The sequence below is a fragment of the Nonomuraea sp. NPDC050404 genome (assembly GCF_040655495.1).
In the GTDB taxonomy this organism is placed as follows: domain Bacteria; phylum Actinomycetota; class Actinomycetes; order Streptosporangiales; family Streptosporangiaceae; genus Nonomuraea.
Window position 1 is genome coordinate 1 of sequence record NZ_JBFAKB010000061.1, and the last position, 26,805, is coordinate 26,805.

Consider the following 26,805-nt stretch of genomic DNA (forward strand, 5'->3'; position numbering starts at 1 on the left):
CCGCTGGACCGCATCACCAGCCACACCCTGCGGAACGCGGCCGGCGGCCAGCTCTCCAAGATCACCTACGACTGGGACAAGAACGACAACCTGACTTCCAAGGTGACCGCCGGCACGGCCGGCGCGGGCACCAACGCCTACACCTACGACCGCTCCGACCGGATGACCTCCTGGACGGCCCCGGACGGCACCAAGGTCGACTACGAGTGGGACGACGCCGGCAACCGGGTCAAGGCCGGCGCCACCAGCTTCGTCTTCGACCAGCGCAACCGGCTGCTGTCCGGCGGCGGCACCGACTACACCTACACCCCGCGCGGCACCCTGGCCACCGAGACCACGGGCGGGGTGACCAAGCGGCTCACGTTCGACGCCTTCGACAACCTGGTCTCCGACGGCGACGCCACCTACACCTACGACAACCTGGGCCGGATCGCCTCCCGCACCCAGGCCGGGACCGAGGAACGCTTCGTCTACACCGGCCTTGAGAACGACATGGCCGCGGTCACCGACCCGGCGGGCACGGTCAAGGCCCGCTTCGGCCGCGACCCCGACGGCAACCTGGTCGGCCTGGACGAGGGCGGCGTCAAGCTCGGCATCCTCAACGACCAGCACGACGACGTGGTGGCCACCTTCTCCGGCGACGCGATCGTGGACTCCACCGCCTACAACCCGTTCGGCGAGGTCATCGCCAGCGGCGGCACCAAGCGACGGCTCGGCTACCAGGGCGAATACACCGACCCGGCCACCGGCAAGGTCAACATGGCCGCCCGCTGGTACATCCCGGGCACCGGCGGCTTCGCCTCCCGCGACGACATCAGCATCGACCCGTACCCCTCCATCAACCTCAACCGCTACACCTACGCCGGCGGCAACCCCCTCGCCTACACCGACCCGTCCGGCAACTGCCCGTTCTGCGTGCCGCTGCTGTTCATGGCGGTCCGGGTGGTGGCCCAGGTGGCGGTCAAGGCGGTGGCCCGCACGGCCGTCAAGCAGGTGGCCAAGCAGACCGTGAAGCAGGTGGCCAAGCAGGCCACCAAACAGGTGGCCAAGAAGGCCACCAAGCAAGCGGTGAAGAAGGCCACCAAGAAGACCACCAAGAAGTCGACGGCCAAGAAGAAAACGACGGCCAAGAAGAAAACGACGACGAAGAAGCCCAAGGCCAGGGCCACCGTCAAGAAGCCGGCCAGGCCGGTGGTCAAGAAGCCCGCGACCAAGAAGCCCACGGTCAAGAAGCCGACGACCAAGAAACCGACGACGAAGAAGCCGACGACCAAGAAGGCCACCACAAAGAAGTCGACGACCAAGAAGTCCACGACGAAGAAGGCCACCGCCAAGAAGCCGGCCACCCAGAAGAAGAACGAGACCGCGCAAGAGGCCACCGAGATGGTCCTCGAGGACGTCGGCTCCGACTACGGCAGCTTCGACGTCGACACGAACTTCGGCTACGACGGTGACCTGCTGTGCCGCAGCCTGATCTCCTGCGCCAAGGACGTGGCCGAGGAGATCGGCGAGAACGCCGCCGAGGACATCGCCGACGAGGTCGTCACCGACATCATCGACACCACCATCCCCGAGGTCCCGGTCGACGCGCCCGGTGCGGGCACGACCTGCGCACTGCCCAACAGCTTCGTCCCCGGCACCCTGGTCCTCATGGCGGACGGCTCCCGCAAGCCGATCGAGCAGATCGAAGCAGGCGAGGAGGTCCTGGCCACAGACCCGTCCACCGGCCAGACCGGCGCCAGGTCGGTCACCACCCTGATCACCAGCGAGGGCCACAAGAACCTCGTCGACATCACGGTCACCGTGGACGGCAAACAAAGCGACGTCCTCACCGCGACCGACGAACACCCCTTCTGGGTTCCGAAACGACAGGCCTGGGTGGACGCCGGCGACCTGCGGCCCGGCATGTGGCTACAGACCTCAGCCGGAACCTACGTGCAGATCAGCGCGATCCAACACCGGACGGCCACTCAGAGAGTCCACAACCTGACGGTCGAAGACCTCCACACCTACCATGTGGAAGTCGGCGACCGAGCGGTACTCGTCCATAATGACAATCCCGATGGTTGGTCATCTCCTTTCGATCTTGAGCGCACGCATCCGATCGGAGGAAATTCTTCCTCCAAGCGTGTGAAGGCTCTTGCAGAAAGCATGAGCGCCGACGGTTGGCAAGGTGAGCCGATTTCCGTGGTAGAGAACGACGGAAGGCGGTTGATTGTAGACGGGCATCATCGCACGGCTGCGGCCAAGCGTGCTGGAATTGAGGTGCCGTACAAGAATGTGGATCTTCCGCACAAGGGATACAAGGACATGGATGATGTCATGGAATCATGGTATGACTGCGGTGCTGATAGAATCCGCTAATGTCTGACGGACCTTCCGTGAGTGCGGTGCGATCATTTGTGGTCGCGCTGCACTCGGTGCGTGCCCGGGTGATTTCCCAGGTCGAGCAGGCCGAGAGTGTGCGAGATATCGTCTATATGGCGCAGCGGGGCGTCATTTTGCGTAATGAAACGCTTTTGGACGGCACACGATATTCAGTCCATGGGTTCGGTTGCCTCATGGTGGATCCCGGAGGGGCTGAAGTCGATGTTGACGTCGACGACGACGGGAGTGAAATATTCGATTCATGGCGCGTTTCCATGTATTTGGAAAGTGTGTCAGAAGGCGATGGGGTGCCTCGGGGGGAGATTTCGACAGCTTGCCGATGGCTTGTAGGTGAGGGTGAATTGCGGGAAGTGAGGGCGGGCTGGTTTCGGATTGCCGCCCGCAGCGACTGACGCCCTGGCCCCCGACCGGCGCCTCGCCCAGGATTCGGGCCGGGTGCCCCTCGGTGTGGCCGTACGTGCTGGGGCCGCCACCAAGGCCCCGGGCGGAGCAGGTGTTCCTGGGTGGTCGGGTGAGCGCTGTGTTACGACGCAGGTAACAGTGCAAATCCGGGCACAAACGCCGTAGAGCACCATATAACCTCTCCTCCATGACCGGATCCCTGCTCGAGGTGATCGCGCTCAACGTGCGCGACGCCGTGGCCGCCGAACAGGGCGGAGCCGATCGGCTGGAGGTCGTCGCCGACATGGCGGCCGACGGGCTCACCCCCTCTCCGGAGACGGTTGCCGCGATCGCCGCCGAGTGCCCCCTGCCGCAGATGGTGATGCTCCGCTGCGATGCGAACTTCACCGCCGACACCGACGTGCTCGACCGGCTCAGCCGCGACGCCAAGGAGCTCAAACAGGCCGGCGCGGCGGGGTTCGTGTTCGGGTTCCTGGACGGCGCGGGGGCGGTCGATCTGACGGCCACGGAGGCGCTCATCCACGCCGTCTCCCCGCTGCCGTGGACGTTCCACCGCGCCGTCGATCACGCCGCCGATGTTCAGGCGGCCTGGCGGGCCGTGCGGCTGCTGCCCAACCTGGCCACCGTGCTCACCTCGGGCGCGCCCACCGGGGTGCACGACGGCCTGCCGGTGCTCAAGGCGCGCGCCGACAACGGTGACGGGTCGATCGTGCTGGCCGGTGGTGGGTTGCGGCCGGCGCACGTGCCGGTGCTGCTGGACTATGGCATTCGCGCCTTCCACGTGGGCTCCGCAGTACGGGCGAGCTGGTCGGATCCGGTCGAATGGCGTCTGGTACGCCAGTGGCGGGCCCTGGTCGAGCGCGACTGACCACCGTCAGGGCAGTGCCAGGGCGGCGGCCGGCGCCGAGCGCGACTGAAGAGCCGGTGCCGAGCGCGGCTAGGGAAGTGCCTGGTCGGCGCGGCGGAGGGCGGTGGTCAGCGTGCGGATGGTGGCGGGCTCGTCCATGACGCCGCCCCCGGCCGAGCGGCGCTCCTCCCAGGCCCGTACGCGTTCCCGATAGGCGTCGTAGGTCGCCAGGTGGAAGGCGTAAACGGTGGCGAAGCGGCTCACCAGGTGCGACGGGTGCATGTCCCAGCCCTGGTGGAAGCCGTGCCGCAGCGAGTGACGGACCAGCTCGGCGTGCCGCCGCCACAACGCGTGCACGTCCCGCGCCCGGCCGGAGGCGGGTGAGGCGGCCAGCGACCCGTCGGACAGCTCGACTCCCGTCCCCGCGAACGCCGTCTGCATCACGTGCCGCGCGTGGTCGCAGGCCGGATGGTCCAGCCGCTGCTCGTGCGGCGGCAGCCCGATCGCGGCCGTGTAGTCGAAGACGCCGAAATGCGCCGCCGCCAGCCGCCCGCCGAGTGACTCGTTCAGGTCGGCGCGCAGGAACGGCAGCGTCTGGGGTGCCTCCACCTGCATCTCGAACCGCAGCGGCGCCCCGATCTCCGCCTCCAGGCGCTCCAGCACCTCGGCCCACTGCCCGAGATAGTCCGCCATCAGCACCTTGGGGAAGGTCACCGTGAAGCCGGTGGGCAGCTCGCCGGTCCGCGCGAGTACCCCGGTGACGAACCCGTGCAGCGTGCGCACCGACCGCTCCGGGTCGCCGTCGGCGAACGACTTCACCCGTGGGCCCCACCGTCGTGGCAGCGTCCCGGTCGCGTGCAGCTCGGCGACCGCGTCGGCGGCCCGCGCCACGTGTCCGTCCTCGACGGGGTCCGGGCGCACGCCGTACCCGTCCTCGAAGTCGATGCGCAGGTCCTCGATGGGCTCGGTGGACAGCTTGCGCAGCAACATCTCGTGCACGGTGGTGGCGAGCGGGGAAGGCGTACCGAACACGTCGGCCAGGTCGTCGGGGCCGTTCAGGTGTGACTTGAGCAACGACAGGGCCTCATCGCCCCACTCGGCGACCGTGCGGGCGGAGAAGTGGTCGGCGGGGACGTAGACGGTGTGGACGGGCTGCCAGGCGGGTTCGGTGGCGGGGTAGCGGGCCTGCTGCAGCCGGTACGCCGCCGCGAACCCCTCAGGGACGGTAGGCACGGAGCATGGCCTCCAAGCCCACGAGCTTGACCCGTTCGCCCCGGCCCAGCGACTGGGCGAGCTCGGCCTCGGCGGTCTCGATGGCCAGCCAGTCCTCGTACGTCACCGGCCGCACCCCACGCGCGGACAGCAGCGCGTCGATCCCTCCCGAGACCACCCGCTCCCCGCCTTCGAGGTCGGACAGCAGCGTGCGGACGGTCTCCGCCGCGTCGGACTTGTTGGTGCCGATCACCCCGGTCGGGCCGCGTTTGAGCCAGCCCGCGACGTACTCGCGATCGCGTACCCGCCCGGCCTCGTTCGGCACGGTCATGGACCGCTCGGAGAACGGCACCCCGGGCAGCGGCACGCTCTGGTATCCGACCGAGCGCAGCACCATGCCGACCGGCAGCGTCTCGAACTCGCCCGTCCCGACCACGCGCCCCTCCTCCGACAGGCGGGTGCGCTCCAGCCTGAGCCCCTCGACCCGCTCGTCGCCGAGGATCTCCACCGGCCGCAACCAGAACCGCACGTCGAGGCGGCGCGGCCGGCCGACGGGCTCGCGGTCGGCCCAGCCCTGCAGCACCTTGATGTTGCCCTGGATCTGACGCGGGAAGTCGCCGCCCAGGACGATGGCCTCCTCGGGGCGCACGCACACGTCGGCGTTGGCCAGCTCACCCAGCTCGCGCAGCTCCTTGAGGGTGAACTTGGCGTGCTCGGGGCCGCGCCGCCCCACCATGTGGATGGCCTTGACCTGGCTGTCGCCCAGCCGCTGGAGCACCTCGTGCGGCACGTCCGTGGCCCGCAGCTCCTCGGCGGTCTTGGCCAGGACGCGTACGACGTCCACCGCCACGTTGCCGACCCCGATCACCGCGACTTCAGGGCTGTCGAGCGTGAACCGGTCCGGATCGACGTCGGGATGCCCGCAGTACCAGTTGACGAAGTCGGTCGCCGCCACGCTGCCCGGCAGGTCCTCGCCGGGGATGCCGAGCCTCCTGTCGACCATCGCGCCCGTGCAGTAGACCACCGCGTCGTAGACGCCCAGCAGGTCCGCCACCGACAGGTGCGAGCCGAGCGTGACGCCGCCGAGGAAGCGCACCTGGGGCAGCTCCAGCACCTTGCGCAGGTAGTTGGCGATGGACTTGATCGAGGTGTGGTCGGGCGCCACCCCGTATCTGACCAGCCCGTACGGGGTCGGCAGGCGTTCGAGGACATCCACTTCGACCGGCTCGGCCGACTGCTTGACCAGCGCCTCGGCCGTATAGATCCCGGCAGGGCCCGACCCGATGACCGCCACGTGCAACGCCACGCTGCCTCCCTTTGCCGGCGACGGTGTTACACGAAGGCGCGTCCCACCAGATGCAGCCGGCCAGTGTGATCGATATATCCCCGGTCGCCGGTCCGGACGAACCCGTCCCTGGCGAATGCCGCGTGATCGGGGCTATTGCCAACGTAGCCGCTCATCACCGCGTCCGAGCGGAGAAACACCTCGCCGGGCTCCTCGGGAGCCGGCGCGCGGCCGGCCGCGTCCCTGATCGAGACGGTCACGCCGCCGCGCGGCCTGCCCACACTGATCTCGGCGTCCTCGGGCGGGTCGTCCGGCCGTGTGCCGAGGCCCAGCCCGGCCTCCGTGCAGATGTAGCGGTTGCAGACCGGCACGCCGTACCTGGCGCGCAACGCCCGGATCAGCTCCGGCGCGGCGGGGGCGCCGCTGGACAGGATGAGCGTCAGGCCGGGCAGGTCCTCATCGGCGTCCAGGATGCGCGAGAGCTGGTCCGGGCTGCCCTGCAGCACCCCGATCCCGTGCTCGCGGATCACTTGCAGTGCGGCCTCCGGGCTCCACTCGGGCACGACGTGGCAGGTCCGCCCGGTCTGCAGGAACACCGGCAGCCGGGTGGCGAACCCCAGCCGTCCCAGCGGGTGCGGCACCAGCCTGGCGTCCCCCGTACCCCACCTGAGGCCCGCCCCGTGGGCGCGGATCGCCTCCAACTGGCGGTCGCCGAACAACACCCCCTTGGGCGGTCCCGTACGGCCGGCGGTGAACGTGACCACGACGGGCCGCGACGGGTCAGGCGGGAACGGCGGCGGTGGCGGCTCGGCCCTGCGCAGCCCGGTCAGCGGGACGGGGTCGTAGCCGCCGGGCCCGCGCCCGCCACGGGCGAGGGGCAGCCGCACCACGTCCAGCCCCGCCGTCCGTGGCAGCACGCCCGGAGCCGTGATGACCAGGGCGGGATCCAGCCCGGCCAGCAGTTCCGGCCGCCGGGTCCCGATGCCCGCCGTCACCGCGCCGATCTTGGCGGCGGCCACGTAACAGATCACGAACTCGGGCCCGTCGGGCAGTGCCAGCACCACGAGGTCGCCGATGCGCGTGCCGCGATGGGCCAGCCCGGCGGCCACCTGGTCGGAGAGCAGGTCGAGGTCGGCGAAGGACAGCCGGACGGAGCCGGCGACCACGGCCGCGCGCCCCCCGAACCTTCGTGCGGCCTCACCGGTCAGCATGCGCAACATGGCAGCTCCCGGGCAAAGGGGCGTACTGCCACGCTACCCGGTGTGCGCTAACGGCGGCGCAACGCGAGCTTGTCCACCTTGCCGTTGGCGTTGGTCGGCAGGGCGTCCAGCACGACGATCCGCTTGGGCACCTTGTAGTTGGACATGTTCCCGCGCGCCCACGCGATCAGGGCCTCGGGGTCGGGTCTCAGACCGGGCCTCGGCACCGCGTACGCCACCCCCGCCTCGCCCGATGCGGGATCCGGCACGCCCACGACCGCGACCTGCGCCAGCGAGCCCTCCCGCAGCAGGAGCGACTCGACCTCGGCGGGCGAGACGTTGAACCCGTGCACGATGTACAGGTCCTTCTTGCGGTCCACGATGGCCAGGTTGCCCGCCTCGTCCAGCACGCCGACGTCGCCGGTGCGCAGCCAGCCGTCCGCGTCGATCACCTCCGCCGTCCTGTCCGGCTCCTCCCAGTAGCCGCGCATCACGCCGTAGCCGCGCTGCATGATCTCGCCGCGCTCGCCGGGCGCGACCTCCTTTCCGTCGTCGTCCACGACCTTGACCTCGATGCCGGGCACCGGCCTGCCGGTGGTGGCGGCGATCACCTCGATGGGGTCGCCGGCCCTGGTCATGGAGACGACCGTGCCCTCCATCAGCCCGTACGCGTTGATCATGCGTTCCAGGCCGACCCGCTCGACCAGCCGCGTGATCAGCGCGGCCGGTACGGCGGCGGCCCCGCAGATGGCCACCCGCAACGACGACACGTCCCAGGGGGCCCGCTCCAGCTCCTCCAGCAGCCGGTGGAACAGCGTGGGCGGCCCGGCCAGCACCGTGGCGCGCTCGGCGGAGATGAGCGCCATCATGGCGTCTGGCGTGAAGAGCGGGATCGGCAACATCACCGCCCGGCGCAACACGCACGCGACGAGCCCGGCGTTCAGCCCGAACCCGTGGCTGAACGGCGCGATCACCGGATAGCGGTCGTGCTCGTCCAGCGTGACGATCTCCGACCAGTCCCAGTAGCCGCGCAGCACCTGGGAGTGGTCGAGCATGACGCCCTTGGGCGCGCCGGTGGTGCCCGAGGTGGACATGATCTCGCACAGGTCATCGGGCCGGACGGCGAGCGCCCGCTCTTCGACCTCCCGCTCGGACGTCCGCGCCCCGAGCGCCGCCGGCCCGGGACCCTCCGGCGTGACGAGCGCCGCCAGCCCGGGCGGCCGCGCGCCGAGCGCCGCCGCCCCGGGGCCCTCCGGCGTGATGATGTGTCGCGGGCCGGCCCGCTCGGGTAACAGGGACGCCAGCGGCGTCTCCGTCGCTCCCGCGCCGGTGATGAGCACCTTCGCGCCGGTCTTCGCGATGAGCTGCGCGGCCTCGATGCCCTTGAACCGCGACGACAGCGGCACGAGCACCGCCCCCGCGTCCCAGATCCCGAACGCGTGCGCCACCCAGTACGGCGAGTTCACCCCCCACAACGCCACCCGGTCACCGGGAGCCACGCCGAGGGCGATGAGCCCGCGGGCGATCCCGGCCGCCTCGGCGCGCAGCCCGGCCAGCGTCAGGCGCGGGCCGGCGGGATCGGCGACCACGACGGTGTCGGGATGGCGTTCGGCCTGGTCACGCAGCATGCGGGGAAGCGTTCCCCAGTCCGGCATCGATCCCATCGGCAGCCCCTTAGGCGATGAGTGCTCTGTCCCTTCCGAGGTGGTGGCCGCGCAGGTCGTTCACGGTGCCGGGGGTGGCGCTCTCGCTGACCTGCTGCGCGACCTCGACCCGTACCGACACGGGCGTCAGCGCCCGTACGGCCTGCTCGATCCGCCCCTTCCACATGGGGTTGCCCACCAGGCTCGGCCTGCCGAACGTCACCGTCAGCACGGCCGTGTCCAGCGTCCCCTGGCGGCTGATCGCCAGTTCCCAGCCCGTCACGCCGTCGATCCTGGCCAGCGCCTTGTCCACCCGCGGCAACGCCAGCCACACGCCCCTGACCAGCACGTGCTCGCCCACCGTGTGCGCGGGCGCGGCGAATCCCGCACCGGAGACCCCGGACACCAGCCCGGTACGCAACACGGCGTCGCCGAGCGTCGAGTGCGCGTGCGGCATGACGACGAACTCGGCGAGCCCGTCGCCGGAAGCGGCCGTCCTGTCCTCGGTCAGCGCCGCCAGCCCCAGCACGCCGTCCGCGAGCGGCAAGAGCGGGGACTCCTCCGCCGCCCGCCACGCCAGCGCGCCGCCGCTGAACGGGCTGGCCAGCACCTCCGTCACCCGGGCGCCGAACTCGGCGGCCAGGTGCCCGAGCGTGTTCTTGGACGCGATCTCGCCGGTCAGCACGATGTTCCTGAGCCCCAGGTCCAGCGGGTCCAGCAGGAACTCCAGATGCAGGCGGGACAGGAAGTCCATCGCGCCCGTCGGGGTGGCGACCAGCGTGGTGGCCTTCAGCGTGGACAGCGCGTGGTGCAGGCGCATCCGGCCGCGCGGTCCCACACAGGCGGCGGCCCCGGCCACGTCCGCCGACGCGGCGGCCCACAGCGCCCCGGCCGGTTCCGCCAGGGCCACCACGACGCGGTCCCGCTCACCGACTCCGGCCTCGCGCAGCGCCGCCCGGGTCAGCCCGGCGGCGGCCGCACGGTCGTCCTGGGACAGCGGGTAGACGCTGGCGGCGTCGGGGGAGACGAGCAGCAACCCGGCGGCGGACCCGGCCCCTGCCCCGAGGTCGTCCCGGGTCAGCCAGCGCAGCGCACGGTCCGTCGCGGCCGTCACCGCGTCACCTCGCGCGCGGGCCTCGGGCTCTGGTCCGCGCCGCCCGCCACCTCGTCCATGAACGCCCCTTCGGTCCTCGATGCCCCCTCGCTCCTGGACGCCACCTCCGTCTTGAACGCCACCTCGGTCATGAACAACGTCATCGAGTCGCACACCTGCTCGTGCGCCAGCCCGCCCACCTGCGCCTGGATGATCAGGTCGGTCGCCCCGGCCTCGGCGATCCTGGCCAGCGCCTTGCGGGAGCCCTCCACGTCGTCCACCACCACCATCAGGTGCTCGCGAAGCGTGGCCATGGACTCCTCCGGCGGCAGCCCGGCCGCGAGTTGCCCGAGCACGCGGTGGGTGGCGTGGCGGGCGTCGTAGTAGTCGGGCGGGGTGACCAGGTTGACCTGGCGCCGGATGTACCACAGGACGGGGTCGGCGGCGATCGCGGTCGCCTCGTCGCGGGTGGGGGCCACGTACCAGGGGATCATGAGCGCGACGCGCCGCTCGGCCGGGTCGAAGCCGTGCTCCGCCAGACATTCCCGATATTTCGCGATGTCGGCGGCCACGTCGTCGATGCCTTTGAGCATGGTCATGCCGAGCAGGTTGTAGCCGTGCCTCGCGGCGGCCAGGTAGCCGTCCAGCGAGGTGGAGGCCACCCAGACCGGCGGGTGGGGCCGCTGGGCGGGGCGGGGGTAGACGGCCACGTCCGGGATCTCGAAGAACTCGTTCGAGCGGCTCACCGGCTCGCCGTCGGCCTGCCAGATGGCCAGCGTCGCCTCCAGCGAGTCCTCCCAGATCTGCCGCGACTTCTCGAAGGGCCGCTGGAACGCCTGGTACTCCAGCGGCGAGGCGCCCCGCCCCGTGCCGAACTCCACGCGCCCGCCGCTGAGCACGTCCAGCGTGGCGACGCGCTCGGCCGTGCGGATCGGGGACTGGAAGGGCAGCAGCACCACGCCGAGTCCCAGACGGATGCGCTCGGTGCGCTGCGAGATGGCGGCCAGGATCAGGTCGGGGGCGGAGCAGTGGGAGAAGCCCCTGGTGAAGTGGTGTTCCACGAACCAGGCGGCCTCGCAGCCCAGCCGATCGCCCAGCACGACCTGGTCGATCACGTTCTGGAACGCCTGCTGCTCGACCTCGCGGGTGCGCCCGCGGACCTCAAGCTCATATCCCAGGCTGACCCGTAGGGACGACGTCATCGCGCCTCCGGCGAAGTAGGAAACCAAGCGCTCGCTTGGTAGAGCGTATCAGCGGCAAAGACTTGCGGGAAGGGCGCGGCGGCGATCAGAGTGGTTGCTCGTGAAGCGAAAGCACGCGTTGCGGCGGCCGAAGAGCGGTGCGTTCCCCGACCAAGGCGACGACGTCTCGCTCACCAGCGCCCGCAGGTACGAAGCGTTCGGCAGGGTGATGGCCGCGCTGGCGAGCGAGGCCGACTTCATCGAGTCGTGCCGCGACCTGACGTGGTGGCGCGGCGCCGACCACAGCTGGCACATCGAGTGGCGCGACGGCCCGTACGCGTCGGAGGTGGCCACTCTGCTGGCCGAGCAGGTCCGCGACCCCGACTACGACGGCGCCCTCGTCACCCAGGCCGGCCCCGGCAGCGACGGCTCCGCGGTGCTCGACGTGATGGGCGTGCGGTTCGAACTGCGCGCGATCGACCCGGTGGGACGGGCCAGCGTGCGGGTGCTTCCCGGCTTCTGGCGGCTGGCCGAGGCCCTCGACACCACCCGCCGCACCAACACCCGCCACCCCTGGGAGGAACTGCTCGGCGGTTAGCCCGTTCCGAAGACGTGGGCGGCGAGCCGGGCACGGTGGGATTGCGGCGGGCCGAAAAGCTGAGCGTCCGAGGTGGCCCGCTTGAAGTAACGATGCGCGGGATGCTCCCAGGTGATCCCGATCCCGCCGTGGATCTGGATGTTCTCGCCCGCCGCCGCCAGATACGCCTCCGTGCAGTACGACCCCGCCACCGCGGCCGACACCTCGTCCTCCGCCGCCGCCCCCGCCGCCGACCTGGCCGACTCCACCAGCAGGAACAGGTCGGCCAGCTTGTGCTTGATCGCCTGGAACGACCCGATCGGCCGCCCGAACTGATGGCGCCGCCCGGCGTGCTCGACCGCCATCTCCAGGCACCGCTGCGCCCCGCCCACCTGCTCGGCGGCCAGCGCGGCGATCCCGAGGTCGCGTACGCGGGCCCACGACGAGCCGTCGCCCAGCCGCCGTGCCGGGGTGTCGTGGAAGGTCAGCCGTTGCAGCGGCCGGCTCTCGTCCATCGTCGCGTACCGCTCCCGCCGCGCCGGCACGGCCTGCACCAGCACCCCGCCGACGTAGGCGAGCACCAGTTCCCCGTCCAGCGCGTACGGCACCACGCCCGTGAGCAGTTCCCCGTCGAGCCGCAGTTCACCGTCGCCCGGCAACACCACGGTCGCGGTCACCGCCCCTTCTGCCAGCGCCGCGGGCAGACCGGCGTCTCCCGCCTCGCGCGCCGCCATGACGGCCATGACGGCCGACTGCAGGAACGGGTGGGGTGACAGCGCCCGTCCCAGCTCCTCCGCCACCGCCGCCATTTCGGCCGGGCCGCAACCCGCGCCGCCGTGTTCCTCGGGCACCAGCAGCCCGGCGATCCCCACGTCCCGGGCGAACGCCCGCCACGGCGCGCCGGGACGGGCGGCGAGGTAGTCGCGGACGACGGCGCGGAGTTCGTCGGCGAGTGTCATTCACCGATATTAACCAAGCGATTGCTTGTTTTGGTAAGCGGATGACCGAAATTTGCCTTTTCTGTATGGTCACATAATCTGGATGTGGTCATCCCCCGCCGAATCCGGGGGAGGGGTTGACCAGGGGAATGAACATGAACAACACCACCATCGACTACGCCGACTTCGCCGAGTACGACCGTCGTCAGCGTGCCATCGAACGCCATTTGCTGGCGGCTTTCCTTGGGGGACTCGCCGTCGGTCTGCTGGGCATGCTCATTTCCGGAGACGGTCCCGGATGGATCGGCCAGATCTACGACCCCTACGCCTATCTCGCCCTGTCGCTGGCCGTCGGCGCGAGCGCGTCCGGGTTCTCGTGGGCGTTGCTGACCACGTTCCTGGCGGCGGTCTCGACCCTGGTGGCCGCCATGGGCGCGGGCGCGCTGCGCGGTCACGACGCGCTCGACATCATCGGCGGCAGCGCCGCCGGCCTCAACTGGACGCTCGTCCTGCTCGTCGGCCTGGGCCTGCTCGCCTACGTCACGCGCAGGCGGGACGGCTGGGGCGACCTGGCGGCGGGCGCGATCGGCGCGGCGCTGATCGCCGACGTGGTGGACCGTTCGACGCCCGGCTTCATCGACAGCGAGCACGCGTTCTGGCCAGGGCCGGCGGTGGGGGTCGGGCTGGCGTCCGTGGCGCTGGTGCTCCTGCTGCGCAGGAACACGCGCGGACGGGTGCGCGCGCTGGCGCTGTCGGCGGTGTTCGCGGGCCTGTTCACGGTGGTCCTGGGCGCGTTCGTGGCCGGCTGGATCCCACTGGCCGTCTGAACCGCCCGGTCGCCCGACTTGGCCGGCCGTATCCCGTTGGCCGCCCCCACTGATCTCCCCGTGATAAAGTCCGCGCGCCGCGCTCCCACGACTCGATAGCCTGTAGGTCTTCAGATCCAGGTTCGAGCAAGGAGTAGCCGTGTTGCTGCGCATGTCGTCGTTGTTTCTTCGCACCCTGCGGGACGACCCGGCAGACGCGGAAGTGCCGAGCCACAAGCTCCTCGTCCGCGCCGGCTACGTCCGCCGCGTGGCGCCCGGCATCTACTCCTGGCTCCCCCTCGGCAAGATGGTCATGGAGAACGTCGCCAAGGTCGTCCGCGAGGAGATGAACCGCATGGGCGGCCAGGAAGTGCTCTTCCCCGCCCTGCTGCCCCGCGAGTACTACGAGGCCACCGGCCGCTGGACCGAGTACGGCGACACGCTGTTCCGGCTCCAGGACCGCAAGGGCGCCGACTACGTCCTCGGCCCCACACACGAGGAGCTCTTCGCCGAGATGGTCAAGGGCGAATACTCCTCCTACAAGGACTATCCGGTCACCCTCTACCAAATCCAGACCAAGTACCGCGACGAGGCCAGGCCCAGGGCGGGCATCCTGCGCGGCCGCGAGTTCCTGATGAAGGACTCCTACTCCTTCGACCTCGACGACGACGGCCTCAAGCGCTCTTACGAGCAGCACCGCGAGGCCTACATCAAGACGTTCGACCGGCTCGGCATCAAGTACAAGATCGTCTTCGCGACGTCGGGCGCGATGGGCGGGTCGGCGTCGGAGGAGTTCCTGGCGCCCACGCCCACCGGCGAGGACACGTTCGTGGCCTGCCACGGGTGCGGCTACGCGGCCAACGCCGAGGCCGTCGTGACGCCCGCGCCGCCCGTCCGCTCCATCGACGACGCCCCCGCGCTGCGCGTCATGGACACCCCCGACACCCCGACCATCGAGACGCTGGTGTCGTACGTCAACGAGCACCACGGCCTGTCCGTCACCGCCGCCGACACGCTCAAGAACGTCGTCGTCAAGGTCACCACGCCCGGCTCGGACAAGGTCGAGACGCTGGTCATCGGCGTGCCCGGCGACCGTGAGGTCGACTTCAAGCGCCTGGAGGCGTCGCTGGAGCCGGGCGAGCCCGCCATCTTCGAGGCCGCCGACTTCGCCAAACACCCCGGCCTCGTACGCGGCTACATCGGCCCGCAGGTCCTGCGCGAGCTCGGCATCCGCTACCTCGTGGACCCCCGCGTCGTCACCGGCACCTCCTGGGTGACCGGCGCCAACGAGCCCGGCAAGCACGCCGCCAACGTGGTCGCGGGCCGCGACTTCACCCCCGACGGCACGATCGAGGCCGCCGAGGTGCGCGCCGGCGACGCCTGCCCCCGCTGTGGCACCGGGCTGTCCATCGACCGGGGCATCGAGATCGGCCACATCTTCCAGCTCGGCCGCAAGTACGCCGACGCCGCCGGCCTCGACGCGCTCGGCCCCGACGGCAAGCCCATCCGCATCACCATGGGCTCCTACGGCATCGGCGTCTCCCGCGCGGTGGCGGTCATCGCCGAGCAGGCGCACGACTCGCTCGGGCTGGTGTGGCCGCGCGAGGTCGCGCCCGCCGACGTGCACATCGTCGGCACCGGCAAGGAGAACCAGGTGGAGGCCGCCCTGCAGCTCGGGGCGGAGCTGGAGTCACGCGGGCTGCGGGTCCTGGTGGACGACCGGGCGCAGGTCTCGCCCGGGGTGAAGTTCAAGGACGCCGAGCTGCTCGGCCTGCCGACGATCGTGGTGGTCGGGCGCGGGCTGTCGCAGGGCGTGGTGGAGCTGCGCGACCGGGTCTCCGGCGAGAAGTCGGAGATCCCGCTGACCGAGGCCGCCGACCGCGTCATGGCCGCCGTCAACGCCTGAGCACGCCTGTGGAGCCCTCCCGAGCGGGGGAGGGCTCCACACAGGTTCATGCGACGGGCAATGCCGTCTTCGTACGCCTGCGCACGACCACCGGCCCCACCAGGCACGCCGCCGCGATGACCAGGATGGCCAGGGAGACCGGCCGCGTCACGAACACCGACGGGTCACCTTCGCTGAAGGCCAGCGCCCGCCGGAACTGCACCTCCATCAACGGCCCCAGCACCGCGCCCAGGATCAACGGCGCGACGGGATACCGTGCCCGGTGCAGCACCCACCCCAGCAGCCCGAACCCGTAGGCGATGAGCACCTCGAACACGCTCTGCGAGATCGAGTAGACGCCGAGCGTGGCGAACGTCAGGATCGCCGCGGTCAGCAGCGCGGCGGGCACGCTCAGCAGCTTCACCCACACCCGGATCAGCGGCAGGTTCAGCACCAGCAGCATCACGTTGCCGATGTAGAGGCTGGCGATCAGCGTCCACACCAGCACCGGCTGCTGGTCGAACAGCTGCGGCCCCGGCTGCACGTTGTAGATCTGGAACGCGATCAGCAACATGCTCGCCGTAGCCGACGTGGGGATGCCCAGGGTCAGCAGCGGCACCAGCACTCCGGAGAACGCCGCGTTGTTGGCCGCCTCCGGCCCCGCCACGCCCTCGATGGCCCCCTTCCCGAACTCCTCCTTGTGCTTCGAGAGCCGCTTCTCCACGTTGTAGCTGAGGAACGTCGGCAACTCGGCCCCGCCCGCGGGCAGCGACCCGATCGGCAGCCCGAACAGGGTGCCGCGCAACCACGGCTTCCACGACCGCCGGAAGTCCTCCCGCGTCATCCCGATCTTGCCCTCAAGAGTGGGCGCGGGAGTGGGCGCCCGGTTCTTGGAGGCCGCCGTGGAGATCGCCTCCGCCACCGCGAACAACCCGACCGCGACCGCCACCACCGACAGCCCCTCGTACAGTTCGGGCACGCCGAAGGTGAAGCGCGGCTGGCCGGTCATCTGGTCGATGCCGACCATCCCGATCGTCAGGCCGAGGAACAGGCTGGACAGCCCCCGTACGATCGAGTCGCCCATCAGCGAGGTCACCGTCACGAACGCGAGCACCATGATCGAGAAGTACTCGGCGGGCTGAATCAGCTTGGCGATGTTCGACATGCCGGGGGCCAGGAACGTGATGGCCACCGTGGAGATCGTGCCGGCCACGAACGAGCCGATGGCCGCCGTCGCCAGCGCCGCCCCCGCCCGGCCCCGGCGGGCCATCGGATAGCCCTCCAGCGTCGTCGGGATCGAGGCGGTCTCGCCGGGGATGTTGAGCAGGATCGCGGTCGTCGAGCCGCCGTACATGCCGCCGTAGTAGATCCCGGCGAACATCACGAACGCCCCGACCGGGTCGAACACGAACGTCAGCGGCAGCAGCAGCGCGATCGTGGTGGCAGGACCGAGCCCCGGCAGCACGCCGACCAGCGTGCCGACGGTGACACCGAGCATGCCCAGCAGCAGGTTGGACAGGCTCAGCGCGTGGCCGAACCCGTCCAGCAGGTTGCCCAGCACGTCCATCTCAGAACGCCAATCTGATCAGGCCCGGCGGCAGTGTGATGCCGAGCAGCCGGTCGAACAGGAAGTACGTGGCCAGCGCCAGCACCAGGCCGACGAGCAGGTCGCGCACCAGTCGCCGGCTGCCCAGCACCCTGGCCACGGCCACGAAGAACAGGGTCGTGGCCTGCCAGTAGCCGATGGGGGAGAGCAGCAGCGCGTACACCGCCAGCGCCGCGAGCAACATCAGCACCGACGGCCAGTGCGTCGTCTCCTCCTCGTCCCCGTCCGCGGCCTTCACCACGGGCGCACGGAACGCCTGCACGACCCCGATCACCGCCACCACGGCCAGCCCGACGCCCACCAGCAGCGGGAACCCGCGCGGTGCCACCGCCTGGTAACCGCTGCCCTGCGGGATCGCGAACGCCTGCGCCAGCACGACCACGGCCGTGGCCAGGAAGCCGAGCGAGACGATCCGCTGCGTCACTTGCCGATCCCCAGCTCGCCCAGGATGGTGGTGACCTGCGTGCGCTGCTCGGCCAGCACCTTGCCGAACTCGTCGCCCGGCTTCCAGTCCTCGGTCCAGCTGTTGCGCTCCAGCACCTTCTTCCAGCACGAGGACTGGCGCACCTTGTCCAGCAGCCCGATCACGTCCTGCTGCTGCTCCTTGGACAGGCCCGCCGGGGCCAGCACGCCGGCCAGGGTGGAGACCGCCTCGCCGCCCAGGCCCAGCTCCTTCATGGTGGGCGCGTCGATGCCGGGGGTACGCTCCTCCGAGTCCACCGCCAGCGGCCGCAACTCGCCCGCCTCGATCTGCGGCCGGAGCTCGGCCACGGTGTCGAGGCCGACCGTGGCGGCACCGCTGAGCAGCAGGTTCAGGGACTCGCCGCCGCCCGCCGTGGGCACGAAGTTGACCTCCTTGGCCGCGACGCCCCTGGCCTTGGCCAGCCCCGCCACCGTCATGTGACCGGGCGCGCCGAGCGAGCCGCCCGTCCACTTCACGCTGTGCGGCTTGGCCTCCATGTCGTCCAGCAGCGCCTTCAGGTCCTTGTACGGCGACTTCTTGGCCACCACGATCGCGCTCGGACCCCGGCTCAGCCCGGCCACGGGCGTCAGCGAGGACAGGTCGACCGGCGACTTGTTGTTCACGATGCCGCCCAGCATGGTCACGCTGTCCATCACCATGAGCTGGTAGGGGTCGCCCTGCTTCTTGGCGAACTGCGCCAGCCCGATCGTCCCGCCCGCGCCCGGCACGTTCGTGACCGTGGCGTCCACGTCGGCCACCTTGCACTCCGACAACGCGCTGGACAGGCCCCGCGCGCGGGTGTCCCAGCCGCCGCCGGGGCTGCCCGGCGCCATGATCGACAGGGCCTTGCTCGGGTAGTCGCCGCCCGCGTCGGTGCTCTCGCCCACGGCACAACCGGTGAGCGAGACGGCCACCGCCGCGGCGGCCAACAGTTTGATCTTCATTGAGACTCCCGGGGGGTGAGATTCGCTGCGAAGAAGTCCTTGACCGGTTCCAGCACCCGCATCGGGTCGTGGCCCACGCCCTCCACGACGTCGAACCGCACGCTGATGCCGTGCGCCTCGAAGTTGTCGCGCAGCGCCATGAGCCGCTCCACCCGCGTGGTGCCGTGGGCGTCGGCGCCGTCCATCCAGTTGGAGCCGCCCTGGTTGTTGATCTCCCAGGTCTCCACGTCGGCGCTGCCCACGACCATCTGCACGGGTACGTCCCGCAACTCCTCCACCCGCGGAGCGCGGCCGAACTCCTCCTCGAAACCCTTCAGCCCGATCCACCACGGACTGCTCGGATCGATGTACGTTATCCGCCCTGGTGCACCAATTGACAATCCGGTGAGCCGGTCGGGGTGCAGGTAGGCGAACCGGTGCACGAACTGGCCGCCGCCGGAGAACCCGTGCAGCAGGAACCGCTCCGTCCGTACGTTGAACCGCTCGCCCACCTCCTCGACCATGGCCAGCAGGGCCAGGTCGAAGCGGATGTCGCCGTAGCGCAGGAACTTGAAGTTGTGCAGGTCCTCGGGGTCGTCCCCGATGCCGGCGGGGAAGAGCGGGGCCAGCACCAGGCAGCCGTGCTCCTCCGCCCAGCCGGCGAAATTGTCGCGATACTGCGGTCCGCGCCGCCCCGTCCCGTGCTGCAGGACGGCCAGGGGGAGGGGGTCGCCGTCCGGGTCGTGGGCGGACGGCACGTACAGGCAGTACGAGAACCTCTGGTCATATCTCGACGCGAAAATGGTCGTCGCGCCCGCCGAATAGAAGCCGGTCGGGTGCTTGACCACGTGCAGTGCCTCAGCCATGAGGCGACAGCCTGCGCAAACGCGAGTACGTCCACAAGGAGATTGACGCCAACGCGGTAATCTGCAGGGTGGCCGTCACGCTCCTGCTCGACTCACCCGGCACCGAATCCATCGCCGTACGGCAGTCGCCCATGGCCGAGCTATGTGCCTGCCTGCACGCCTTCGACGAACCCGGCCACCACCCCGCCAGCGCGGGCTGGGTGGCCAGGGCGCACGCGGAGCTGGACACCGCGCTGCTGGCCACGGCCGCCGTCTGGGCGCCGCTCTACGGGGCCTTCCGCGCCCGCTACCTGCTGCCGCTGTCCGCATCGCCCCGCCGTACGCTGGAGGAGGAACTGCACGAGGTGGCCGGGCTGCCCATCGGCGACTTCGTGGCCATGACCGTGCAGGCGCTGATCGGCAAGAACGAGACCGAACTCGCGCCGCACCTCAGCGACGAGGTGCTGCACCGGCTGCGGCTGATCTCCTCCAGCCGCATGGAGATCGGCGCCCGGCTGCGTGCCGATCCCGAGGGCGTACGCGCCGAACTGCTCGACTTCCTGGCCGCCTTCGCCGCGGCCGTCTTCGACGCCGAATGGCCCGTGCTGCGCCGCACCCTCGACCGCGACGGGGCACTGCGCGAGCGCGACCTGCGCAGGAAGGGCGCCATGACCCTGGGCGACTTCCCGACCGCCGCCGTGGCGAGCCCGCCGGGCGGGCGGCTGCGGATCGTCTTCGACAAGCTCTACAACGCCACCACCCGCGTGCACGACGGCCGGCCCTGCCTGCTCGTCCCGACCGTGCACGGCCGCCCGCACTTCGTGATCAAGCACTATCCCGGCTATCCGGTCGTCATCCAGTACAGCGCCGACGGGGCGGGCACGCCCACGCTGGAGACCGCCAGGCGCCGGCTCGCCGCCCTCCAGGACCCCACCCGGCTGCGTCTGTGCTACGCGATCCTGCGCAACCCCGTCGCCACCGCCGAGCTGGCCACCCAGCTCGGCATGAGCGCGCCCCAGGTCTCCAGGCACCTGCGCAGGCTCAGGGAGGCCCAGCTCGTGCACACGCACCGGCGCGGCTCGGTCGTCTACTACCAGCTCGACGCCGAGGCCGTCGAACGCCTCGGCCCCGACCTCCTGTCCGTCCTGTACCGCTAGTTGCTCATCTGACCCGGGGACGGCGAGGCGGGCGGAGTCGCAGGGGCGGGCATGCCGGGGAAGGCCACCGGCTGGTCGGGGCGGAAGGAGTAGGAGCGGCCGACCGCCTCCTGCATGGCCAGCGCGGCGTAGGCGCGCAACTCGGGGTCCCGCGCGGCGGCCAGTTCCAGGTAGGCGGCCACCACCCCGGTCTCCAGGCGCACCGCGAGGTTGACGGCCAGGGTGGCGTTGGAGGGGAAGAACGGCAGGGCGTAGGAGGGGTCGGACTCGGCGGGCTTGCCGCCCCGCGCCGTGATGTGCGTGCGCAGCCTGTCACGCCTGGCGCGGTGCGCGTCGAAGGCGGCGCTCATCTTCGCGCGCAGCCCTCCCGACGTGCGCGCCCCCAGCAGCCCGTACGCGAACAACACGGCGTGCTCGGCGGCCAGCGCCTTGCGCAACTTCTCGATGTCCCCGGCGTCGCCCGCCGCCCGGCCGTTCACAACGACCTCGGCAGGGCCAGGACGTGGGCGGCCTCGCAGGCGCCGATGCTGGCGATGAGCTGGGCGAGGCCGGGGGAGACGGCGGCGAGCTGGCGGGGCCGCTCGGCCGCGGCCTTGCTCTCCAGCCGCCGCAACCGCGCCAGCGACACCTTGGCGGTAGACGGCGAGGCCACAGGAGTGGCAGGGGAGGCCGGTGGGGTGAGAGTCACGTGTTTGCGCAACTCGTTCAGATGGCTCTGGTGGCGGTCCCTGAACGGCACGAGCCTGGCCGCCGCCTTCTCACCGCTGCCCGAGATCAGGGTCGAATAGAGCGCGATCGTACGTTCCTTCTCCGCGATGAGACCCTTCAGCAGGACGGTCTCCGGCGAGTCGGAGGCGGGCGCGGACGGCGGCTGGACCGGGCCTGAGGCGCTGCAGGCGGTCAGAGCGGCCGCCCCACTCGCCAGCAAGGCTCGCCGGGAGAGCTGACGCGCGCGCACGGACTCGAACCTCCAGTTGTCAGTGACCTTGTGAGGGCCTAGGTAGCATCGTACGGCCAGCGCCCGGGAACGCCGTCCGGCGACGCTCCGCCATTCGACCGTGACGAGTGGCGCTCTCTCCGTGCCCTCATACGGATAGGGTGTCAACTGTCGTCGCTGGCTGAGCGGTCAGACGGCGGAGAGCCGCGGGCGAGGTCCGCCCGGCTGGAACATGACAATAGGGGAGGTCGATATGGGCAGCGCATCACCCCGCGACCACCTGATGAAGCTCCTGGAGCCCGTGGTCAGCGCGGAGGGCCTCGACCTGGAGGACATCACGGTCACCAAGGCCGGCAAGAGACGGCTGTTGCGTGTGATCGTCGATCGTGACGGCGGCGTGAGCCTCGACGACGTGGCCGACGTCAGCCAGGCCGTCTCCACGGCGCTGGACGGCGACGACGCCATGGGTCAGGCCGCGTACACGCTGGAGGTCTCCTCACCGGGCGTGGATCGCCCGCTGGTCGAGCCGCGCCACTGGCGACGTGCGGCCAAGCGGCTGGTGAAGGCGGAGCTGACGGACGGCACCGTGCTGGAGGGCCGCATCGTGGGCGCCGACGACAGCGGCGTCGAACTCGACGTCGCGGGCGCGGCACGCAGGCTGGACTACGAGACCCTGACCCGCGGACGGGTGCAGGTGGAATTCCGCCGGATCGACGACGTCGACGGCGACGAAGGCTAAGGGGGAGCCGTCGTGGACATCGACATGAGCGTCCTGCGCAGCCTGGAGCGGGAGAAGGACATCTCCTTCGACCTGGTCGTCAAGGCGATCGAAGACGCGTTGCTGATCGCGTACTTCCGCACCGACGGCGTGGCCTCCAAGGCACGCGCCGAACTCGACCGCGCCAGCGGCCACGTCACGATCTGGGCGGCCGAGCTCGACGAGGAGGGCGAGGTCGTCAGGGAGTTCGACGACACTCCCAGCAACTTCAGCAGGATCGCCGCGACCACCGCCAAGCAGGTCATCCTGCAGCAGTTGCGCGACGCCGAGGACGAGATCAACTTTGGCGAGTTCGCCAGCCGCGAGGGCGAGCTGGTCTCCGGCGTCATCCAGCAGGGCAAGGACCCGCGCGTGGTGCTGGTCGACCTGGGCAAGATCGAGGCCGTGCTGCCGCACGCCGAGCAGGTGCCCGGCGAGGAATACGTGCACGGCGAGCGCATCCGCGCCTACGTGGTGCAGGTGAAGAAGGGTCACAAGGGCCCCTCCGTCACCCTGTCGCGCACGCACCCCGGGCTGGTCAAGAAGCTGTTCGCGCTGGAGGTGCCGGAGATCGCCGACGGGACCGTGGAGATCGCGGCGGTGGCGCGCGAGGCGGGTCACCGTACGAAGATCGCCGTGAGGTCACGCAAGCCTGGCGTCAACGCCAAGGGCTCGTGCATCGGGCCGATGGGCTCACGCGTGCGCAACGTGATGACCGAGTTGCACGGCGAGAAGATCGACATCATCGACTGGTCGGAGGATCCCGGCGAATTCGTGGGGAATGCCCTGTCTCCCGCGCGCGTTTCGCATGTTGAGGTACTCGACCTCGAAGGTCGCGTCGCCCGGGTCACCGTGCCCGACTACCAGCTCTCTCTCGCCATCGGGAAAGAGGGGCAGAACGCCCGGCTGGCCGCGCGGCTCACGGGCTGGCGGATCGACATCCGGCCGGACACCCAAGCCGAGGACGCCGCCGGTTCCGTAGATGCGTCAACACGGTAAGCTGGAATATGGTGGCCAAGCGGTCCCTCAGCGCACCTGTGTGGGCTGCAGGGCTCGCGAGGCTAAGTCCGAGCTGCTCCGCCTGGTGAGGGTTGAGGGCCAAGTGGTCCCTGACCTGCGAGGACAACTTCCTGGCCGGGGTGCGTCACTGCATCCGGCCGTGAAATGTCTGGAGCTTGCCGAGCGGCGCCGAGCGTTTCCGCGCGCGTTCCGCGTGCCGGGACCGCTTGACGTAACGCCCGTGCGGGCGCACTTGGAGGGAGAACCAAGAAATGTCATGTAGGACGCCGAGTTGATGGGCGGAGTCAGATTGCTATGAGCGCCTGATGAGCACGCGGCGATGAAGACGTCAAGGTAGCGACGGTCCGGACGGCATAGCCAGCCTCCCGGGCCGAGTAAGGGAGTGCAGTGGCGAAGGTCCGGGTATACGAGCTCGCTAAGGAGTTCGGCGTAGAGAGCAAGGTCGTCATGGCCAAGCTCCAAGAGATGGGAGAGTTCGTCCGTTCGGCGTCCTCGACCATCGAAGCGCCGGTGGTCCGCAGGCTCACCGAAGCGCTCGGAGTCTCCAGGGGAGGCTCCTCCAGGGGCGGCGGTCAGCCGTCCAACAAGCCGCAGCCGCCAAGGGCTGCGCCCCGGCCGGCGGACAGCCAGGCCGGTAATGGCGCCGGTCAGGCGCCGGTCCCCGGGCCGCCGCGTCCGGGCCCCAGGCCCGGTCCGCGTCCCGGCCCCGCAGGCGGCGGCCAGGCTCCCGCGAGTGGTGGCCAGAGCCCCGCGAGTGGCGGTCAGGGTGCCACGGGTGGCGGCCAGCCGCGCCCGCCGGTGCCGATGCCGCACCAGCAGCCGCAGCAGCCCGAGGCCGCTCGCGGTGAGACCTCCGGTGCCCCGCAGGCACGTTTCGAGAGCGCCGCGCCCGCTCGCCCCGAGACCGGCGCGCCCGCCCGTCCCGAGAGCGGTACGCCCGCGCGCCCCGCGCCCGGGCCGCGTCCCGGTCCCGGCGGCGCCCGTCCGGGTCCCAAGCCCGGCCCCCGTCCCGGCCCCCAGGGCGGCGGCGGCAACCGCGAGGGCGGCGCCACGCAGGCGCCGCGTCCGGGCGGCTCCGACCGTGGCGGCCCCCGCCCCGGTCCCGGCCCGAAGCCGGGTCCCCGTGGCCCGCGTCCCGGCAACAACCCGTTCTCGTCCAACGCCAGCGGCATGGGCCAGTCCCGTCCGCCGCGTCCCGGCGGCAACCGCGAGGGCGGTGGCGGCCCCGGCCAGCGTGAGCGTCGTGACGGTCCGCCGCGCGACGGCGCGATGCCGCGTCCGCCGCAGAGCCGTGGCGGGGGCGACAGGCCCTCGGGCGGCCCGCGTCCCGGCCCGCCCTCCGGCGGTCCGCGTCCGGGTCCCGGCGGCGGTGGCGGTGCGGGCGGTCCCCGTCCGGGCGGCCCGCGTCCCAACCCGATGATGATGCCGCAGGGCCGTCCCTCCGGTCCCGGTGGTGGCGGCGGCGGTGGCGGCCGTCCAGGCGGCGGTGGCGGTGGCGGTCGTCCCGGTGGTGGCGGCGGTGGCCGTCCCGGCGGTGGCGGCGGTCGTCCGGGTGGCGGCGGCGGTTTCGCCGGTCGTCCGGGTGGCGGCGGCACCGGTCAGCGCACCGGCACCGGTGGTCCCGGCGGCGGCGGTGGCTTCGGCGGCCGTCCCGGTGGCGGCGGCCGTGGCCGTGGCGGTGGCACCGCGGGAGCCTTCGGGCGTCCCGGTGGCCGTCCCGCGCGTGGCCGCAAGTCCAAGCGTCAGAGGCGCCAGGAGTTCGACAACATGTCGGCGCCGGCGATCGGCGGCGTGCAGGTCGCTCGCGGCAACGGCGCGACGATCCGCCTGCCGCGCGGCGCCTCGCTGTCCGACTTCGCCGACCGCATCGGCGCGAACCCCGCCTCGCTCGTGCAGATCATGCTGCACCTCGGCGAGATGGTGACCGCGACGCAGTCGGTCAACGAGGAGACGCTGCAGCTGCTCGGCCAGGAACTGGACTACAACATCCAGGTCGTCAGCCCGGAGGAGGAGGACCGCGAGCTTCTCGAGGCCTTCGACATCGAGTTCGGCGAGGACGAGGGCGACGAGGCCGACCTGGCCGCGCGTCCGCCGGTCGTGACCGTCATGGGTCACGTCGACCACGGTAAGACCAAGCTGCTCGACGCCATCCGCAAGACCAACGTGGTGGCGCGCGAGGCCGGTGGCATCACCCAGCACATCGGTGCCTACCAGGTCTCCGCCGAGCACGAGGGCCAGGACCGCAAGGTCACCTTCATCGACACCCCGGGTCACGAGGCGTTCACCGCCATGCGTGCCCGAGGCGCCAAGTCCACCGACATCGCGGTGCTGGTGGTCGCGGCCGACGACGGTGTGAAGCCGCAGACGATCGAGGCTCTCAACCACGCCCAGGCGGCCGAGGTCCCGGTCGTGGTCGCGGTCAACAAGGTCGACAAGGAGGGCGCAGACCCCAACAAGGTGCGCGCCCAGCTCACCGAGTACGGCCTGGTGGCGGAGGAGTACGGCGGCTCGACGCTGTTCGTCGACATCTCGGCGAAGAACGGCACGGGCATCGACCAGCTCCTCGAGGCCATCCTGCTGACCGCGGACGCCGAGCTCGACCTGCGGGCCAACCCGACGATGGACGCCCAGGGCATCGCGATCGAGGCGCACCTCGACAAGGGCCGCGGCCCCGTCGCGACCGTCCTGGTCCAGCGCGGCACGCTGCGCGTCGGCGACTCGATCGTGTGTGGCGAGGCTTTCGGCCGCGTCCGCGCGATGCTCGACGACAGCGGCGAGCTGGTCGAGGAGGCCACGCCGTCGCGTCCGGTCCTGGTGATGGGTCTGACGGCCGTGCCGGGAGCCGGTGACAACTTCATCGTGGTCACCGACGACCGGATGGCCCGGCAGATCGCCCAGCAGCGCGCGGCGCGCAAGCGCAGCGCCGAGATGGCGAGGTCGAGCCGCAGGCTCACGCTCGAGGAGCTGTTCAGCAACCTCGAGAAGGGCCGCGTCGACGAGCTCAAGCTCATCATCAAGGGTGACGTGTCCGGTTCGGTGGAGGCCCTGGAAGACGCCCTGCTCAAGATCGATGTCGGCGACGAGGTCAGGCTCCGTGTCCTGCACCGCGCGGTCGGCGCGATCACCGAGTACGACGTCAACCTGGCCGTCGCCGACGACAACGCGGTCATCATCGGCTTCAATGTCCGCCCCGAGCCCCGGGCGCGCGACCTGGCCGAGCGCGAGGGCGTCGACATCCGCTACTACTCGGTCATCTACCAGGCGATCGAGGAAATCGAAGCGGCGCTCAAGGGCATGCTCAAGCCCGAGTACGAAGAGGTCCAGATGGGCACCGCCGAAGTCCGCGAGGTCTTCAAGGTGCCGAAGATCGGCAACGTCGCCGGTTCGCTGGTCCGCTCCGGTCTGATCGTCCGCAACAGCAAGGCCAGGGTGATCCGCGACGGCGTCGTCATCGCGGACAACCTGACCGTCTCGTCCCTGCGTCGCTTCAAGGATGACGCGACCGAGGTCCGCGAGGGCTTCGAGTGCGGTATCGGTGTCGGCTACAACGACATCAGGATCGACGACGTGATCGAGACGTTCGAGATGCGGGAGAAGCCGCGCGTGTGACGCGCGGCCGGGCGCCCGGCGGGACATCCGCC

Annotated in this window: 24 protein-coding genes; 11 read left to right on the plus strand and 13 right to left on the minus strand. The window is 70.7% G+C overall.

Annotated elements, in window-relative coordinates:
* From AB0I81_RS62990 to AB0I81_RS63000, 3 genes are all read left to right on the plus strand, one after another.
* The coding region (locus AB0I81_RS62990) for a polymorphic toxin-type HINT domain-containing protein (protein ID WP_360680233.1) at nucleotides 1–2,364 on the plus strand (2,364 nt) is incomplete at its 5' end.
* Nucleotides 2,364–2,780 (plus strand): hypothetical protein, encoded by a 417-nt coding sequence (locus AB0I81_RS62995; protein WP_360680235.1) that lies wholly within the window; start codon nucleotides 2,364–2,366, stop codon nucleotides 2,778–2,780. The genes AB0I81_RS62990 and AB0I81_RS62995, both read left to right, overlap by 1 nt.
* Before the next feature lie 197 nt (nucleotides 2,781–2,977).
* Entirely contained in the window at nucleotides 2,978–3,658 is a 681-nt protein-coding gene (locus tag AB0I81_RS63000; RefSeq protein ID WP_360680238.1) for a copper homeostasis protein CutC, read from the plus strand.
* A gap of 69 nt (nucleotides 3,659–3,727) precedes the next feature.
* On the opposite strand, the gene AB0I81_RS63005 is transcribed toward AB0I81_RS63000, so the two are convergent.
* Genes AB0I81_RS63005 through AB0I81_RS63030 form a run of 6 tightly spaced genes read right to left on the minus strand, consistent with a single transcriptional unit; the run spans nucleotide 3,728 to nucleotide 11,271 of the window.
* On the minus strand, nucleotides 3,728–4,870 hold the full coding sequence (locus AB0I81_RS63005; RefSeq protein WP_360680241.1) for an aldolase: 1,143 nt from the start codon (nucleotides 4,868–4,870) through the stop codon (nucleotides 3,728–3,730).
* Complete coding sequence (locus tag AB0I81_RS63010) at nucleotides 4,854–6,155, minus strand: FAD-dependent oxidoreductase (protein ID WP_360680244.1); 1,302 nt, start codon at nucleotides 6,153–6,155, stop codon at nucleotides 4,854–4,856. The genes AB0I81_RS63005 and AB0I81_RS63010 overlap by 17 nt, the downstream gene beginning before the upstream one ends.
* A 26-nt stretch (nucleotides 6,156–6,181) precedes the next feature.
* A complete protein-coding gene (locus AB0I81_RS63015) occupies nucleotides 6,182–7,354 on the minus strand; it encodes an AMP-binding protein (protein ID WP_360680246.1) in 1,173 nt (390 codons plus the stop codon).
* A gap of 47 nt (nucleotides 7,355–7,401) precedes the next feature.
* A complete protein-coding gene (locus tag AB0I81_RS63020; protein WP_360680249.1) occupies nucleotides 7,402–8,997 on the minus strand; it encodes an AMP-binding protein in 1,596 nt (531 codons plus the stop codon).
* A gap of 10 nt (nucleotides 8,998–9,007) precedes the next feature.
* Nucleotides 9,008–10,090, minus strand: a complete 1,083-nt coding sequence (locus AB0I81_RS63025; RefSeq protein WP_360680252.1) for a hypothetical protein — start codon at nucleotides 10,088–10,090, stop codon at nucleotides 9,008–9,010.
* Complete coding sequence (locus AB0I81_RS63030; protein WP_360680254.1) at nucleotides 10,087–11,271, minus strand: LLM class flavin-dependent oxidoreductase; 1,185 nt, start codon at nucleotides 11,269–11,271, stop codon at nucleotides 10,087–10,089. Before AB0I81_RS63030 ends, AB0I81_RS63025 begins: the two co-directional genes overlap by 4 nt.
* A gap of 100 nt (nucleotides 11,272–11,371) precedes the next feature.
* Between AB0I81_RS63030 and AB0I81_RS63035 the strand changes: the two genes are divergently transcribed.
* On the plus strand, nucleotides 11,372–11,848 hold the full coding sequence (locus tag AB0I81_RS63035; RefSeq protein ID WP_360680257.1) for a hypothetical protein: 477 nt from the start codon (nucleotides 11,372–11,374) through the stop codon (nucleotides 11,846–11,848).
* On the opposite strand, the gene AB0I81_RS63040 is transcribed toward AB0I81_RS63035, so the two are convergent.
* The gene (locus AB0I81_RS63040) at nucleotides 11,845–12,786 is read right to left on the minus strand and encodes an acyl-CoA dehydrogenase family protein (RefSeq protein ID WP_360680260.1); all 942 of its coding nucleotides are present in this window, start codon (nucleotides 12,784–12,786) and stop codon (nucleotides 11,845–11,847) included. The two genes, AB0I81_RS63035 and AB0I81_RS63040, sit on opposite strands and share 4 nt — an antisense overlap.
* 134 nt (nucleotides 12,787–12,920) lie before the next feature.
* Between AB0I81_RS63040 and AB0I81_RS63045 the strand changes: the two genes are divergently transcribed.
* Both AB0I81_RS63045 and AB0I81_RS63050 read left to right on the plus strand, forming a co-directional pair.
* Complete coding sequence (locus AB0I81_RS63045) at nucleotides 12,921–13,592, plus strand: hypothetical protein (RefSeq protein ID WP_360680262.1); 672 nt, start codon at nucleotides 12,921–12,923, stop codon at nucleotides 13,590–13,592.
* A 139-nt stretch (nucleotides 13,593–13,731) separates the two neighbouring features.
* Nucleotides 13,732–15,477, plus strand: coding sequence for a proline--tRNA ligase (locus AB0I81_RS63050; RefSeq protein WP_360680264.1), 1,746 nt, complete (start codon nucleotides 13,732–13,734; stop codon nucleotides 15,475–15,477).
* A 46-nt stretch (nucleotides 15,478–15,523) separates the two neighbouring features.
* Here the strand turns inward: AB0I81_RS63050 and AB0I81_RS63055 are convergent, their stop codons facing one another.
* From AB0I81_RS63055 to AB0I81_RS63070, 4 genes are read right to left on the minus strand one after another with little or no spacing between them, the layout of a single operon-like run.
* Nucleotides 15,524–17,023, minus strand: coding sequence for a tripartite tricarboxylate transporter permease (locus AB0I81_RS63055; protein ID WP_360680267.1), 1,500 nt, complete (start codon nucleotides 17,021–17,023; stop codon nucleotides 15,524–15,526).
* A 1-nt stretch (nucleotide 17,024) separates the two neighbouring features.
* Nucleotides 17,025–17,486 carry a tripartite tricarboxylate transporter TctB family protein gene (locus tag AB0I81_RS63060; RefSeq protein WP_360680269.1) on the minus strand — a complete coding sequence of 154 codons (462 nt, stop codon included), beginning with the start codon at nucleotides 17,484–17,486 and terminating at the stop codon, nucleotides 17,025–17,027.
* Nucleotides 17,483–18,469 carry a tripartite tricarboxylate transporter substrate binding protein gene (locus tag AB0I81_RS63065; protein ID WP_360680272.1) on the minus strand — a complete coding sequence of 329 codons (987 nt, stop codon included), beginning with the start codon at nucleotides 18,467–18,469 and terminating at the stop codon, nucleotides 17,483–17,485. The genes AB0I81_RS63060 and AB0I81_RS63065 overlap by 4 nt, the downstream gene beginning before the upstream one ends.
* Entirely contained in the window at nucleotides 18,466–19,314 is an 849-nt protein-coding gene (locus tag AB0I81_RS63070; protein WP_360680275.1) for a hypothetical protein, read from the minus strand. The genes AB0I81_RS63065 and AB0I81_RS63070 overlap by 4 nt, the downstream gene beginning before the upstream one ends.
* Nucleotides 19,315–19,382: 68 nt before the next feature.
* Here AB0I81_RS63070 and AB0I81_RS63075 point away from each other — a divergent pair, with 68 nt between their 5' ends.
* Entirely contained in the window at nucleotides 19,383–20,450 is a 1,068-nt protein-coding gene (locus AB0I81_RS63075) for a DUF5937 family protein (RefSeq protein ID WP_360680278.1), read from the plus strand.
* Here the strand turns inward: AB0I81_RS63075 and AB0I81_RS63080 are convergent.
* Nucleotides 20,447–20,929 carry a ferritin-like domain-containing protein gene (locus AB0I81_RS63080; RefSeq protein WP_360680281.1) on the minus strand — a complete coding sequence of 161 codons (483 nt, stop codon included), beginning with the start codon at nucleotides 20,927–20,929 and terminating at the stop codon, nucleotides 20,447–20,449. The genes AB0I81_RS63075 and AB0I81_RS63080 overlap by 4 nt on opposite strands.
* Nucleotides 20,926–21,408, minus strand: a complete 483-nt coding sequence (locus tag AB0I81_RS63085) for a hypothetical protein (protein WP_360680284.1) — start codon at nucleotides 21,406–21,408, stop codon at nucleotides 20,926–20,928. The genes AB0I81_RS63080 and AB0I81_RS63085 overlap by 4 nt, the downstream gene beginning before the upstream one ends.
* Nucleotides 21,409–21,640: 232 nt before the next feature.
* Here AB0I81_RS63085 and rimP point away from each other — a divergent pair, with 232 nt between their 5' ends.
* The 4 genes from rimP (at nucleotide 21,641) to infB (ending at nucleotide 26,773) form a co-directional block, all read left to right on the plus strand.
* Nucleotides 21,641–22,126 (plus strand): ribosome maturation factor RimP, encoded by a 486-nt coding sequence (gene rimP / locus AB0I81_RS63090; RefSeq protein WP_360680287.1) that lies wholly within the window; start codon nucleotides 21,641–21,643, stop codon nucleotides 22,124–22,126.
* Nucleotides 22,127–22,138: 12 nt separating this feature from the next.
* Nucleotides 22,139–23,143 carry a transcription termination factor NusA gene (gene nusA / locus AB0I81_RS63095; RefSeq protein ID WP_360680289.1) on the plus strand — a complete coding sequence of 335 codons (1,005 nt, stop codon included), beginning with the start codon at nucleotides 22,139–22,141 and terminating at the stop codon, nucleotides 23,141–23,143.
* Complete coding sequence (locus AB0I81_RS63100) at nucleotides 23,127–23,426, plus strand: YlxR family protein (protein ID WP_360680291.1); 300 nt, start codon at nucleotides 23,127–23,129, stop codon at nucleotides 23,424–23,426. The genes nusA and AB0I81_RS63100 overlap by 17 nt, the downstream gene beginning before the upstream one ends.
* 125 nt (nucleotides 23,427–23,551) lie before the next feature.
* Nucleotides 23,552–26,773, plus strand: a complete 3,222-nt coding sequence (infB, locus tag AB0I81_RS63105) for a translation initiation factor IF-2 (protein ID WP_360680293.1) — start codon at nucleotides 23,552–23,554, stop codon at nucleotides 26,771–26,773.
* Nucleotides 26,774–26,805 lie beyond the last annotated feature (32 nt).

Excerpts from the sequence above, each read along its gene's own strand:
- AB0I81_RS63045 (WP_360680262.1), top strand. The coding sequence starts at position 12,921 with ATGAACAACACCACCATCGACTACGCCGACTTCGCCGAGTACGACCGT.
- AB0I81_RS63070 (WP_360680275.1), bottom strand. The coding sequence starts at position 19,314 with ATGGCTGAGGCACTGCACGTGGTCAAGCACCCGACCGGCTTCTATTCG.
- rimP (WP_360680287.1), top strand. The coding sequence starts at position 21,641 with ATGGGCAGCGCATCACCCCGCGACCACCTGATGAAGCTCCTGGAGCCC.
- AB0I81_RS63040 (WP_360680260.1), bottom strand. The coding sequence starts at position 12,786 with ATGACACTCGCCGACGAACTCCGCGCCGTCGTCCGCGACTACCTCGCC.
- AB0I81_RS63100 (WP_360680291.1), top strand. The coding sequence starts at position 23,127 with ATGCGTCAACACGGTAAGCTGGAATATGGTGGCCAAGCGGTCCCTCAG.
- AB0I81_RS63030 (WP_360680254.1), bottom strand. The coding sequence starts at position 11,271 with ATGACGTCGTCCCTACGGGTCAGCCTGGGATATGAGCTTGAGGTCCGC.
- AB0I81_RS62995 (WP_360680235.1), top strand. The coding sequence starts at position 2,364 with ATGTCTGACGGACCTTCCGTGAGTGCGGTGCGATCATTTGTGGTCGCG.
- AB0I81_RS63020 (WP_360680249.1), bottom strand. The coding sequence starts at position 8,997 with ATGGGATCGATGCCGGACTGGGGAACGCTTCCCCGCATGCTGCGTGAC.
- AB0I81_RS63065 (WP_360680272.1), bottom strand. The coding sequence starts at position 18,469 with ATGAAGATCAAACTGTTGGCCGCCGCGGCGGTGGCCGTCTCGCTCACC.
- AB0I81_RS63055 (WP_360680267.1), bottom strand. The coding sequence starts at position 17,023 with ATGGACGTGCTGGGCAACCTGCTGGACGGGTTCGGCCACGCGCTGAGC.
- AB0I81_RS63015 (WP_360680246.1), bottom strand. The coding sequence starts at position 7,354 with ATGTTGCGCATGCTGACCGGTGAGGCCGCACGAAGGTTCGGGGGGCGC.
- AB0I81_RS63000 (WP_360680238.1), top strand. The coding sequence starts at position 2,978 with ATGACCGGATCCCTGCTCGAGGTGATCGCGCTCAACGTGCGCGACGCC.